This is a genomic window from Pseudomonas urmiensis, assembly GCF_014268815.2.
In the GTDB taxonomy this organism is placed as follows: domain Bacteria; phylum Pseudomonadota; class Gammaproteobacteria; order Pseudomonadales; family Pseudomonadaceae; genus Aquipseudomonas; species Aquipseudomonas urmiensis.
In genome coordinates this window covers 3,141,200-3,154,126 of record NZ_JABWRE020000001.1, presented here as the reverse complement: position 1 = coordinate 3,154,126, position 12,927 = coordinate 3,141,200, and the positions used below count along the sequence as shown (strand labels likewise).

Below are 12,927 nucleotides of genomic sequence, written 5' to 3'. Positions count from 1 at the left end.
GTCCCCCTCACAGACCGACACGGGCGCTGGGTGTTTCAGCCATGGCATGCAGGCGAAAGCTGCGCGCATAGCCGTGGGGATCGCTGCCATCCCAGCGGATGCCGTCGATCAGCAGGCTGCTGCGCATTGGCAGCTCAGCGCAAGGCACGCCGAGTGCTGCCGCAGCTTCCCGGTAGAGCGCCAGCTGCTGCACCTGGCGAGCGACGTCGAGGTAATCAGGGTCTTCGCGCAAAAGACCCCAGCGGCGGAACTGAGTCATGAACCACATGCCGTCGGACAGGTACGGCAGGTTGGCCCGGCCTTGGTCGAACAGGCGCAGCGCATGCCGGTCTTGCCAGCGGTTGCCCAGGCCGTCCTGGTAGTCGCCGAGCAAGCGCGGCTCGATGTTTTCCAGCGGCGTATCCAGGTACGCCTTGCCGCTGAGCAACTGGGCGGTGCTGCGGCGGTTTTCCGGGCTCTGCTCGATGAAGCGGCTGGCGGCGAGAATGGCTGTGATCAAGGCTCGGGCGCTGTTGGGGTATTGCTCGGCAAAGGCGCGCGCGCAACCGAGGACTTTTTCTGGATGATCTGGCCAGATCGACTGACTGGTGGCCAGGGTGAAACCTTGGCCTTGGGCCACGGCATCGGCCGACCAGGGTTCGCCGACGCAAAAGCCATCGATACGCCCGGCCTGGACGTGAGCGACCATCTGCGCCGGTGGCACCACGACACTGTGCACGTCGCGCAGTGGATGAATGCCTTGGCTGGCCAGCCAGTAGTACAACCACATCGCGTGGGTGCCGGTGGGGAAGGTCTGGGCGAAGGTCAGTCGTGGGCCATTTTGGTGCGCAAGCCTGGCCAGTGCTTCAGGGCTGGTCACGCCCTTGCGTTGCAGGGCCGGCGACAGGTTGATCGCCTGGGCATTCTGGTTGAGGCCCATGAGCACCGCCATGTCGCTGGCCGGTACTCCGCCGATACCCAGGTGTACGGCGTAGATCAGGCCATATAGGCAGTGCGCCGCGTCGAGTTCGCCGCTGACCAGTTTATCGCGCAGGCCGGCCCAGGAGGCCTGGCGCTTGAGGTTGAGGGTCAGGCCCTGTTGCTGGGCAAAGCCTTGGGTGGCTGCGACCACTACCGAAGCACAATCGGTCAGAGCCATGAAGCCAATGTCCAGGCTGGGCTTTTCCGGTGCATCGCTGCCGTTGACCCAGGCCAGAGGTGTTGCGCGGGGGAATGTATTCACGAAGCTCCTCGCCCGTACTGAATAGGCTTTGAAGCCTGAGCGAAGCAAGCGATATGCCAGAGGTGCGGTAAAGGCCTGTCGCGGCGGCGGCGTGCTGGCTATAATCGCCCCCTCACTCACCCCCGAGTCTTGCCCGCCCATGTATACCCTGGCCCGCCAGCTGTTGTTCAAGCTTTCTCCGGAAACCTCCCACGACCTGTCCCTCGACCTGATCGGCGCAGGTGGCCGGCTGGGGCTCAATGGCTTGCTGTGCAAGCAGCCGGCAGCAACCCCGGTGACCGTCATGGGCTTGAACTTCGCCAACCCGGTGGGCCTGGCCGCGGGCTTGGACAAGAATGGCGCGGCCATCGATGGCTTCGCCCAGCTGGGTTTTGGCTTCGTCGAGATCGGCACCGTGACCCCGCGTGCGCAACCGGGCAACCCCAAGCCGCGCCTGTTCCGTCTGCCAGAGGCGAGCGCGATCATCAACCGCATGGGCTTCAACAACCTAGGCGTCGATCATTTGCTCACGCGGGTGCGGGCTTCGCGCTATGACGGCATCCTGGGCATCAATATTGGCAAGAACTTCGACACCCCGGTCGAGCGCGCGGTTGACGACTACCTGATCGGCCTGGAGAAGGTCTACAACGACGCCAGCTATATCACCGTCAACGTCAGCTCGCCGAATACCCCGGGCCTGCGTTCGCTGCAGTTCGGTGACTCGCTCAAGCAACTGCTCGATGCCCTGGCCGTGCGCCGCGAGCAACTGGCGAGCGAGCATGGCAAGCGCGTGCCGATGGCGATCAAGATCGCCCCGGACATGACCGATGAAGAAACTGCCCTGGTAGCGGCGGCCTTGCTCGAGTCGGGTATGGATGCAGTGATCGCCACCAACACCACGCTGTCTCGCGAAGGCGTCGAAGGCCTGCCGTTCGGCGGCGAGGCGGGTGGGCTGTCGGGGGCTCCAGTGCTGGAAAAAAGCACCCACACGGTGAAGGTGCTGGCGGGCGAGCTGTCCGGGCGGATGCCGATCATCGCTGCGGGCGGGATTACCGAAGGCCGGCATGCTGCCGAGAAGATCGCCGCGGGTGCGAGCCTGGTACAGATCTATTCGGGCTTCATCTACAAGGGCCCGGCGTTGATTCGCCAGGCGGTGGATGCCATCGCTGCCATGCCGCGCCAGTAACGGCGGGGCATAAAAAAGGGCCCCATCAAGGGGCCCCTGGGCCGTAGCCCGCCGCCCGGATGGGGCGTGCATGGTGACTCGAATTCAATGTCCTCGTTCAGCCAACGGCGTGATTTTCGTTGAGTCTATGGATGCCAGCGGTGCCGGTCATACCGTCCCAGTTATCTCCGCGACCTTCGCGCCAGCCGTTGATCCAGGCCTGGCGAACGGATGGAAGGGTGAAGGGGCAAAGTTCGCGAGATTTGCCGGTGACCCCATACTGGTAGCCACGTGAATATGCTCTTTCCAACGGATCACGCTTAAGTCTTCTCATAGGGTGTTGCCCTCACTTGTTGACTGTAATGTCCCGTCGGCCTCTCTGAGGCCGGGCAGAATCTTTCTGCCGGTTTTGCGCTCGCTGCCGGCGTCGCGAGCAGAAGTGTCGTTCCATTGCGAAACGACCTGAGTTCAGTTCTAACGAATGCGAGTCACAGTGTGAATGATCGATTTGTCATAAGGACGTAACCTTTCTGCCGATGAAAGGATAAGTAAATAAATGCGACTCAACCCTGTTTAGGCTTTAGCCCGCTATGATCAGGGTTTAGTGGCGGTTGCAGTCATTTGGCCATTGTTTCCGGCACATGACTGAAATAATTGGTAATGCGACGAAGGGTCACGCCTTCCCCGCGAACCCACGAAATTTTCACACTGCCCGACGATCAAAGCGTTTTCACCCAGGTGAGTGCTTAACTGTCGGGTGGCCTGGCGCTTGCTCTGCACGCAGCGCCACCCGAGCGCCTGTGAAAAGGGCGCTCGGGTAAACATCGGCGGGACGATGCGTCGACCCGTCACTTAAATAGCCAAAGGCTCTGGATTACTCATGTCGGACCGTTTCGAACTTTATCTCACCTGCCCCAAGGGCCTGGAAGGCCTGCTTGCCGAAGAGGCCCGTGGCCTTGGTCTGGAGGAGGTGCGTGAGCACACCTCGGCGATTCGTGGCGAGGCCGACATGGAAACCGCCTACCGCCTGTGCCTTTGGTCGCGCCTGGGCAACCGCGTGCTGCTGGTCCTCAAGCGCTTCTCGATGAAGAACGCCGATGACCTGTACGACGGCGTCAACGCCGTCGACTGGCAGGATCACCTGACCGCCGATGGCACCCTGGCCGTGGAGTTCAGCGGGCATGGTTCGGGGATCGACAACACTCACTTCGGCGCCTTGAAGGTCAAGGACGCGATTGTCGACAAGCTGCGTAACCGTGAAGGGCTGCGTCCTTCGGTGGACAAGCTCAACCCGGACTTGCGCGTACATCTGCGCCTGGACCGTGGCGAGGCGATTCTCTCGCTCGACCTCTCCGGGCACAGCTTGCACCAGCGTGGCTACCGCCTGCAGCAAGGCGCCGCGCCGCTGAAAGAAAACCTCGCGGCGGCCGTGCTGATCCGCGCCGGCTGGCCGCGAATTGCCGCCGAAGGCGGCGCCCTGGCCGACCCGATGTGCGGCGTGGGCACGTTCCTGGTCGAAGCGGCGATGATCGCCGCCGACATCGCCCCCAACCTCAAGCGCGAGCGTTGGGGTTTCAGCGCCTGGCTCGGTCACGTGCCGGCGCTGTGGCGCAAGGTGCACGACGAGGCGGCAGCCCGCGCCGAGGCTGGCTTGGCCAAGCCAGCGCTGTGGATTCGCGGTTATGAGGCCGATCCACGGCTGATCCAGCCGGGGCGCAACAACGTCGAGCGTGCCGGCCTGGCGGACTGGGTGAAGATCTACCAGGGTGAAGTCGGCAGCTTCGAGCCGCGTCCTGACCAGAATCAAAAAGGCCTGGTCATCAGCAACCCGCCTTATGGCGAGCGCCTGGGTGACGAAGCCAGCTTGCTCTACCTCTACCAGAACCTTGGCGAACGCCTGCGCCAGGCCTGCCTGGGTTGGGAAGCTGCGGTGTTCACCGGTGCGCCTGAGCTGGGCAAGCGCATGGGGATCCGCAGCCACAAGCAATACGCCTTCTGGAACGGCGCGTTGCCGTGCAAACTGCTGCTGTTCAAGGTTCAACCAGATCAGTTCGTCACTGGCGAGCGTCGCTCGTCCGAGTCGCAAGAAGTCGACAGCCCACGTCCGCTGGCGGTGGCCAGTGAACCGGCGCGGTTGTCCGAAGGCGCGCAGATGTTCGCCAACCGCTTGCAGAAAAACCTCAAGCAACTGGGCAAGTGGGCCCGCCGCGAGCAGGTCGATTGCTACCGCCTGTATGACGCCGACATGCCCGAGTACGCCCTGGCGGTCGATCTCTATCAGGATTGGGTGCACGTGCAGGAATACGCCGCACCGCGCTCGATCGACCCGGACAAGGCTCAAGGCCGTCTGCTCGATGCCCTGGCGGCCATTCCCCAGGCGCTGGGCATCGATCCGCAGCGTGTGGTGCTCAAGCGTCGCGAGCGCCAGAGTGGCACCCGCCAGTATGAGCGTCAGGCTACCGAAGGGCGCTTCCAAGAAGTCAAGGAAGGTGGCGTCAAGCTGCTGGTCAACCTCACCGACTACCTGGACACCGGGCTGTTCCTCGACCATCGCCCGATGCGCATGCGCATCCAGCGCGAGGCTGCCGGCAAGCGCTTCCTCAACCTGTTCTGCTACACCGCCACTGCCACTGTGCATGCCGCCAAAGGCGGCGCGCGCGACACCACCAGCGTCGACCTGTCCAAGACCTACCTGGACTGGGCGCGGCGCAACCTGTCGCTCAATGGCTATTCCGATCGCCATCGCCTGGAGCAGGGCGATGTAATGGCCTGGCTGGAGAACTGCCGCGAGAGCTACGACCTGATCTTCATCGACCCACCCACCTTCTCCAACTCCAAGCGTATGGAAGGCGTGTTCGATGTGCAGCGGGACCACGTGCAGTTGCTCGACCTGGCCCTGGCCCGTTTGGCGCCGGGTGGCGTGCTGTACTTCTCCAACAACTTCCGCAAGTTCCAGCTCGACGAGAGCCTGAGCGCACGCTACGCCGTGGAGGAGATCAGCGCCCAGACCGTCGACCCGGACTTTGCGCGTAACAGCAAGATTCACCGGGCATGGCGTTTGCAACTGCGTTGAGGCGACGAGGTACATTGCGTCGCTAGTGGCCAATGGCTATAAATAGCTAGGGCCGGACAATTCGCAGGACGCTGACGTGACGAGAATGCTCTATGTCCAAGTGTGGCGTGCGTGCGAAGGTGTTCGGCCTGTTCAGCCAGGCGCTGTCCGCTTGGGCGGTCGCCCTGGTGGCCCTGGTGGCTGGCGGCCTGCTCACGGCCGCCCTGGCCATTGCCGCACAGACCTTCTACAAGCAGCAGTTGCGCCAGCGCTTCGAGCTGCTGGCCAATGAGCGCTACAGCCGCATCGCCGAACGCTTCGATGATCAGGAGCAGCGCCTGGATGGGCTGCGCCGATTCTTCAGCTACTCAAGCGAAATCACCCCGCGTGAGTTCGATGGCTACGTCAAACCGCTGTTGCATCGCACCCAGGCCTATTCCTGGGCACCCAGGGTAGAAGTCGGGCAGCGAGAAAGCTTCGAGCGTCAGGCCAGTGCCTGGCTCGGCCAGCCTTATCACATCCGCGATCAGGACGCGCAAGGCGTGTTGCAGCCAGCAGCGGCGCGCGAGCGTTTTTATCCCGTGCTCTATACCCAGGCGGCGACGTTGCAGTGGCAACCCTATGGCCTGGATCTGCTCGGCCAGCCGCTGCGTGAAGCCACATTGGCGCGAGCGTCGGCGCCGGGGAGCATGGCGGTGTCGGCCCCGTTGGACATGATCAATGTCGAGCCGGTGTATGCCCGTGGCCTGCTGATGGTGGCGCCAGTCTTCGCCGAGCGCGGGCCAGACAATGCGCCCAGCGGCTATGTCATGGCGCTGCTGAGCATGCGCCAGCTGATCGCCGAGGGCCTGCCGCCGCCGGCCGACGATAACCTGGTGGTGCGCATACTCGACACCTCCGGGAGCAATGGCCAGGAAGCGCTGTACGACTCGCAGAATCCGGTCGCGCAGATCCCGATGGCCAGCAACCACTTGCTGCATTTGGCCGATCATCACTACCAGCTGTCGATCCGGCCCAGCCAGGCTTTTTTGCAGGCCAACCGTTCTTCGGCGGTGCACACCGTGGCATTGCTCGGAGGTCTGCTGAGCGTGTTGCTCAGCGCCTTGCTGTACAGCCTGTTCAGCCAACGTCAGCGCGCCTTGCGGCTGGTCGAACAGCGCACGGCGCAATTGCGCATCAGTGAACAATCCCTGCGCGGCACCCACAACCAGTTACGCAGTGTGCTCGATGCAGCGACCCAGGTGGCAATCATTGCTACCAGCCTCAAGGGTGTGGTCGGCACCTTCAATGCCGGCGCCGAACGCATGCTGGGCTACTCGGCCGGTGAGGCGGTTGGACAGCTGAACCTTGCCGACTTGGTCGAAGCTGAAGAACTCGGCCAGCGAGCGCATGCCTTGACCGTGCGTTACGGGCGGGAGATCGCCGGCGGCCAGGCAATGTTCGCCGAAACCGTGCAAAAGGCCGGCGCAGAGCCCGGCGAGTGGACTTTGGTGCGCAAGGACGGCAGCCACTTGTTGGCCAATATGCTGGTGACTGCGGTGCTCGACGAGCAGGGCTTGTGGGTGGGCTATCTGGCGATTTGTATCGACGTGACCGAGCGGCGTCGGGTGCATGAGGCGCTCGCTGCGCGTGATCGGCTGCTGGAAAAGCTCAGCGCCGAGGTGCCGGGAGGTATCTACCAGTACCGCCTGGATGCCGACGGGCATTCGTGCTTTCCCTATGCCAGCCAGGGTTTGTACGACATCTACGAGGTCGACCTGCAGTTGTTGGGCGAGGATGCGACGGTGGTATTCGAGCGCATTCATCCGGACGATCTGGAGCGGGTACGGCGTTCGGTGCGTTACTCGGCCGAGCATCTGTCGCCGTGGCGGGAGGAGTATCACGTGGTTCTGCCGCGGGCCGGGCTGCGCTGGGTGAGGGGCGAGGCGACGCCGGAGATTGGCGATAACGGCTGCACCTTGTGGCATGGCTATCTGACGGATGTGTCTGATACCAAGCGGGTTGAGGAAGAGCTGCGAGCGCTGTCGATCACTGATGTGCTGACCGGTATTCATAATCGTCGCTACTTCCAGGAGCGGCTCAAGAGCGAGCTGGAACGGGCCCAGCGTGAGGGTCTGGAGCTGGCGGTGATCATGCTCGATATCGACCATTTCAAGCGCATCAACGATGAGTATGGGCATGCGGTGGGTGACCATGTGTTGCGTAGCCTGTGCCAGCACATTGGCCAGCGGTTGCGCCGTAGCGATGTGTTTTGCAGGTTGGGTGGGGAGGAGTTCATGGTGCTGTGTCCGGGGAGTGATGCTGAGCAGGCGCGGTGGTTGGCGTTGGAGTTGTGGCAGGGGGTGCGGAGTTTGGCGATTGAGGGGGTGGGGCGGGTTACTGCGAGTTTTGGGGTGGCCGGGTGGCGGTCGGGGGAGGGGGCTGATGCTTTGTTGTTGCGGGCGGATGCTGGGGTTTATGCGGCTAAGCAGGCGGGTCGGGATCGGGTTGAGGTGGTGTTGCTTTGAGGGGTTAGTGGCTGATTTCCTGATTTCCTGATTTGTCTGATTCCATGTGTTTTGTGTGATTATCCATTCACGATGGTGACATTTCGGCACCCTTCCGCCCTTACGGCGGGTCACTTTTGGCAAACGCCCCAAAAGTAACCAAAAGGTCTGCGCTCCACCATCCGGCCCTACGCTGCGCTTCGGGTCCCCTCGCTTCGGTGCCTTCCGGGCCCGCGCGGCCTACGATTTGCTGCGCAAATCTACATCTCGCGCCTTCGGCTACGCCGAAGGGTGCTGACGCACCTGGCCCTACAGACACCTACGCTCGGCCTCCTGAAGTCGCGAAGTTAGTAGCGGCGCCTGGGCTGGCGTTATCTGGCGATAGTGGCAGGTGTGGTGGATAGTTGGACGTCATCGCGGGGCAAGCCCGCTCCCACGGGTCACCGTTAACCAAGAGCTGCGTGGTATCTGTAGGAGCGGGCTTGCCCGCGAAGAGGCCGGAACAAACAACACAAAAGAAAAATTCAAACCTTGGCTGTGGCTTCTGCGAGAGCGTAGCGATTCGCTGCTCTTGATCTTCGTGCGCGCAATTCCAGGCGACGCAGATTCGCGACTTCAGGAGGCTGAGCAGAGGTGCCTGGAGGGCCAGGTGCGCAGCACCCTTCGGCGTAGCCGAAGGCGCGAGATGTAGATTTGCGCAGCAAATCGTAGGCCGCGCGGGCCCGGAAGGCGCCGGCGCGAAGGGACCCCGGAGCGCAGCGCAGGGGCCGTATGTAGGAGCGAGCGGTTTTGCTTACTTTTCCCAAGAGAAAAGTAAGCCGCCGTAAAGGCGGAAGGGGCCAGTGGCATTGCCCCATCAAATGGATAAGCCCACGTCCAAAAAAGCCCAATGTCTATACTCCCAAGCTCCCGCCTACCCCCGCGAAGAGGCCGGAACAAACAACACAAAAGAAAAATTCAAACCTTGGCCTTGGCCTTGGCTTCTGCGAGAGCGTAGCGATTCGCTGCTCTTGATCTTCGTGCGCGCAATTCCAGGCGCCGCAGATTCGCGACTTCAGGAGGCTGAGCAGAGGCGTCTTGATCTGGCCTAATGATTTTGGACACCTTCTACGGGCGCTATGATGGCGCCCAATTGGAGGCAAAATCAGTGCGAAAGTCATACTCGAAAGAACAGAAAATCCGGGCTGCTGAGATGGTGCTCGACGGTGGTCAATCAGTACCCGAAGTCTGTGAAATGCTTGAAATTGGGCCTACAGCCCTGCGTCGCTGGGTTGAGCAAGTGCGCAAGGAGCGAGAGGGCAAGGTACCGGCTGGAGCCAAGGCTATCACCCCGGATCAACAACGAATCCAAGAGTTGGAGGCGTTGGTTCGGCAGAAAGACCGAGATATCGAAATCCTAAAAAAGGCCAGTGCTCTCCTGCTTCGGGACTCCAAAGATCGTTTTCGCTGATCAACGAGCTGAGTGAGCAATACGGTATCGTCGAATGCTGTCGCGTGCTTGGGGTCAAGCGCAGCAGTTTCTATGCATGGCGCAAACGCCAAGCCCGGAAAAATCCAGAGCGGGATCAGTTACGCTCGGCTGTAGAGGGCCATTTCAAAGTCTCTCGAGGTTCGGCTGGATCGCGAACACTAACCGAGGAACTGCGGCGTGACGGCCATAAAGTCGGACGCTACAAAGTGCGTAGTCTGATGCGTGAAGCTGGCCTGAAATGCAGGCAGCGCCGGCCGCACCGGTACCGTTCTTCAGGCGCGGAAGCGCTGATTGCAGAAAATCAGTTGAAGCGGAATTTCAAAGTTTCGACGATCAACGAAGTGTGGTGTGGGGATGTGACCTATATCCAGGTTGGCAAGCGCTGGCTGTACTTGGCAGCTGTGCTCGACCTGTACGCACGACGGGTGGTGGGCTGGGCATTTTCAATGATTGCGGACGCCAGGCTGGCCTGCAGCGCGCTACGCATGGCGGCCGAATCCCGCGGCAAGCCGAAGGATGTGATGTTTCATTCCGACCAGGGATGCCAGTACACCAGCCACAAGTTCAGGGCTGCACTTGAAGAGTACGACATGAATCAGAGCATGAGCCATCGAGGACAATGCTGGGATAACGCCGCCATGGAGCGCTTTTTTGGGGCCCTGAAGTCAGAGTGGATTCCCGCAGGGGGTTATGAAACCGAAGCACAGGCGCGGGCTGACGTTCAGGCTTATTTGGTCCGCTACAACCTGAAGCGCCTCCACAGCTACAACGGTTATCAAACCCCGGTAGCCATGGAGAAAAAGCTCAAGGATGCGGCATGAAACCTTAACTGGTGTCCAAAATAAGTTGACCAGTTCATCTGGAGGGCCAGGTGCGCAGCACCCTTCGGCGTAGCCGAAGGCGCGAGATGTAGATTTGCGTAGCAAATCGTAGGCCGCGTGGGCCCGGAAGGCGCTGGCGCGAAGGGACCCGTAGCGCAGCGCAGGGCCGTATGTAGGAGCGAGCGGTTTTGCTTACTTTTCCCAAGAGAAAAGTAAGCCGTCGTAAGGGCGGAAGGGGCCAGTGGCATCGCCACATCAAATGGATAAGCCCACGTCCAAAAAAGCCCACTGTCTATACTCCCAAGCTCCCGCCCACCCCCGAGGACCCCCGCCATGCCCCTGAAAAAAACCGGCACCTGCCTCTGCGGCGAAACCCACCTGAGCGCGACCATCGACAACACCCAAATCAGCGCCTGTCACTGCAGCATGTGCCGCAAATGGACCGGCGGCCCACTGCTGGTCGTACACTGCAGCAGCCCCCCGCTGATCGAAGGCCGCGCGCCAAGCGTCTACGATTCCTCCGACTGGGCCCAACGCGGTTTCTGCGGCAAATGCGGCACCCACTTGTACTACCGGCTCAAGGCCAACGACTTCTACGCCATCCCCGTCGGCCTGCTCGATGGCGAGGAAGCCTGGGACTTCGATCTACAGATATTCGTCGAACAGAAACCCGCCTGGTACTGCTTCAAAAACCAGACCCGGGAGCTGACCGGCCAGCAAGCCTTCGATGAGCTGAGCTAGCTCACACTTGGCGCAACAACCATTCGGCAAACACCTGGGCGGCCGGTGAGGGCAAGGTCTGGCGGTCATGCACCAGGTAGTCGGCCTGGCCGGTACGTACCTCGAAAGTCGATACCGGTTGGATCAAGCCGCTGTTGATCCGATCCCGGGCCATCGACTCCCAGCCCAAACCGACCCCCATGCCCTGCATCACCGCATCGAACACCAGATTCACCTGGTTGAAGGTCAGCGCATCGGCCGGGGCTTGGTAACGCACGCCGAAATGACCGAACCAGTCATGCCAGTCCAGGCAGTTCCAGGCCGAGGCGTCGAGCTGGATCAAAGTCAGGGCCTGCAACTGCTCCAGCCTCTCGACCTGGCTTAGGTCCCAGCCGCTGCTGGCAATCGGGTAGACCACCTCGTCGAACAGCTTGCGCGCCTGCAGCGAACGCCATTGGCCATGCCCGTAGAGAATGCCGAAGTCGTAATCGGCGATCAGGCTTTCGTTGATGTCGTTGCTGGCATGAATGTTCACGGTCAGCTCAGGATGCTGTTCGTTGAAGCGCAACAAACGCGGAAACAGCCAGTACTGGGCTACCGCATGGGTGCAGATGACGCTGACATGGCGATCGCCATGGCCGCTCTTGAGCCGCTGGACGTGAGCCAGAAGCTTATCCAGCATCGGCTCGACAAAGCCATGAAAGTGCTCGCCAGCGCTGGTCAAGCTAATGCCGCGGGCGCGGCGTTCGAACAGTTGCGTGCCCAGCTCGTCTTCGAGCAGGCGGATCTGCTTGCTCACCGCGCTCTGGGTCAGATACAGCTCGCCCGCCGCGCGGGTGAAACTGCCGGTACGGGCCACCGCCTCAAAGGCAATCAGGGTGTCGAGAGGCGGCAGGTGACGGCTGTAGCGGCTCATTGGCGATCCGGATCATTGTAGTTGTTCGCCCATCTTAGCTATTCCGCTACGGAATGGCTGCATGAGCAATGATCTTTTGCCGCACAGCGACTCGGCAGGTAGCCTGCGCGCATCTTCAAAGGGGAGCAGACAGGTGAAACGCGGTGTGATGTATGCCGGCATGGCCGGGGCGTTGTGGGGCATGGTGCTGATGGTTCCTGAGCTGTTGCCCGAATTCAATCCGATGCTGCTCAGCAGTGTGCGCTACCTGATGGTGGGGGTGATCTCGCTGTTGCTGGCGCTGCCGATGGCGCGTCAGCTGCGGCAGCTGACCCTGGTCGATGGGTGGATGCTGCTGCGCCTGGCGGTGATCGGCAACCTGGTGTACTTCGTTTGCCTGGTGGCGGCCATCCAGCGCCTGGGCGTGGCGCCGGCGTCGTTGATCGTCGGCGTACTGCCGCTGACCATTACCTTGTATGGCCGTAACGACAGCGGCGCAGTACCGCTCAGGCGCCTGGCCGGTCCGCTGGCGTTGATCCTCGCGGGCATGCTGTGCATCAACCTGCAGACCTTCGCTTTCGCCCCGGGGGCGTTGGCCGACAAGCTCATGGGCCTGCTGTATGCCTTGGTGGCCCTTGCTTGCTGGACCTGGTACGCCGGGCAGAACAGTCGCTACCTCAAGCAGTGCGGCCACTTCGACAGTCATCAATGGTCGGTGCTGTGCGGGGTGATGACCGGTTTGGCCAGCGTGGTGATGGTCGCGGCCTTGGCCATCTGGCAGCCGCAGCAGTTGCACGTCGAGGCGCCGATGGCGCGCTGGTGGTTGTTCTGGGCCTGTAGCCTGGGCTGTGCCCTGCTTGGCTCATGGCTGGCCATGGCGCTGTGGAATGCAGCGTCCAAGCGCTTGCCGTTGACCTTGAGTGGCCAGTTGATCGTGTTCGAGACCTTGTTCGCGCTGCTCTACGCCTTCCTTTGGCGCCAAGCGGGGCCGAGCGTGCTGGAAGCGGCGGCGATCGTGCTGGTGATTGGCGGCGTGCTGTGGTCGATGCGCCAGCACGAGGCGCCGCCTGAGCTTGCCAAACCGGTGCATTCCTGAGAAAACGGCGCCTTACGTTT

Annotated in this window: 10 protein-coding genes; 7 read left to right on the top strand and 3 right to left on the bottom strand. The window is 61.8% G+C overall.

Features of this window, described 5'->3' with window-relative positions; all coding sequences use genetic code 11:
* Window positions 1-7: 7 nt before the first annotated feature.
* A complete protein-coding gene (locus HU737_RS14215; protein WP_186557255.1) occupies window positions 8-1,222 on the bottom strand; it encodes a CmpA/NrtA family ABC transporter substrate-binding protein in 1,215 nt (404 codons plus the stop codon).
* A gap of 139 nt (window positions 1,223-1,361) precedes the next feature.
* On the opposite strand from HU737_RS14215, the gene HU737_RS14210 reads away from it, so the two are divergent.
* The gene (locus HU737_RS14210) at window positions 1,362-2,387 is read left to right on the top strand and encodes a quinone-dependent dihydroorotate dehydrogenase (RefSeq protein WP_186557254.1); all 1,026 of its coding nucleotides are present in this window, start codon (window positions 1,362-1,364) and stop codon (window positions 2,385-2,387) included.
* A gap of 97 nt (window positions 2,388-2,484) precedes the next feature.
* Here HU737_RS14210 and rmf read toward each other — a convergent pair whose 3' ends face one another.
* Window positions 2,485-2,700, bottom strand: a complete 216-nt coding sequence (rmf, locus tag HU737_RS14205; RefSeq protein ID WP_079227119.1) for a ribosome modulation factor — start codon at window positions 2,698-2,700, stop codon at window positions 2,485-2,487.
* A 546-nt stretch (window positions 2,701-3,246) separates the two neighbouring features.
* On the opposite strand from rmf, the gene rlmKL reads away from it, so the two are divergent.
* The 5 genes from rlmKL to HU737_RS14185 all read left to right on the top strand — a co-directional run bounded on the left by rlmKL (window position 3,247) and on the right by HU737_RS14185 (window position 10,937).
* Window positions 3,247-5,439, top strand: coding sequence for a bifunctional 23S rRNA (guanine(2069)-N(7))-methyltransferase RlmK/23S rRNA (guanine(2445)-N(2))-methyltransferase RlmL (gene rlmKL / locus HU737_RS14200; RefSeq protein WP_186557253.1), 2,193 nt, complete (start codon window positions 3,247-3,249; stop codon window positions 5,437-5,439).
* Between the two features lie 92 nt (window positions 5,440-5,531).
* Window positions 5,532-7,925, top strand: coding sequence for a sensor domain-containing diguanylate cyclase (locus HU737_RS14195; RefSeq protein ID WP_186557252.1), 2,394 nt, complete (start codon window positions 5,532-5,534; stop codon window positions 7,923-7,925).
* Window positions 7,926-8,994: 1,069 nt separating this feature from the next.
* Window positions 8,995-9,354 (top strand): transposase, encoded by a 360-nt coding sequence (locus HU737_RS26215; RefSeq protein WP_225915574.1) that lies wholly within the window; start codon window positions 8,995-8,997, stop codon window positions 9,352-9,354.
* Window positions 9,351-10,196, top strand: a complete 846-nt coding sequence (locus HU737_RS14190; RefSeq protein WP_225915657.1) for an IS3 family transposase — start codon at window positions 9,351-9,353, stop codon at window positions 10,194-10,196. The genes HU737_RS26215 and HU737_RS14190 overlap by 4 nt, the downstream gene beginning before the upstream one ends.
* Window positions 10,197-10,529: 333 nt before the next feature.
* Window positions 10,530-10,937 carry a GFA family protein gene (locus HU737_RS14185; protein WP_186556250.1) on the top strand — a complete coding sequence of 136 codons (408 nt, stop codon included), beginning with the start codon at window positions 10,530-10,532 and terminating at the stop codon, window positions 10,935-10,937.
* 1 nt (window position 10,938) lies between these two features.
* On the opposite strand, the gene HU737_RS14180 is transcribed toward HU737_RS14185, so the two are convergent.
* The gene (locus HU737_RS14180; protein WP_186556251.1) at window positions 10,939-11,832 is read right to left on the bottom strand and encodes a LysR substrate-binding domain-containing protein; all 894 of its coding nucleotides are present in this window, start codon (window positions 11,830-11,832) and stop codon (window positions 10,939-10,941) included.
* 133 nt (window positions 11,833-11,965) lie between these two features.
* Here HU737_RS14180 and HU737_RS14175 point away from each other — a divergent pair, with 133 nt between their 5' ends.
* Window positions 11,966-12,907, top strand: a complete 942-nt coding sequence (locus HU737_RS14175) for a DMT family transporter (RefSeq protein ID WP_186556252.1) — start codon at window positions 11,966-11,968, stop codon at window positions 12,905-12,907.
* The last annotated feature ends 20 nt before the right edge of the window (window positions 12,908-12,927 follow it).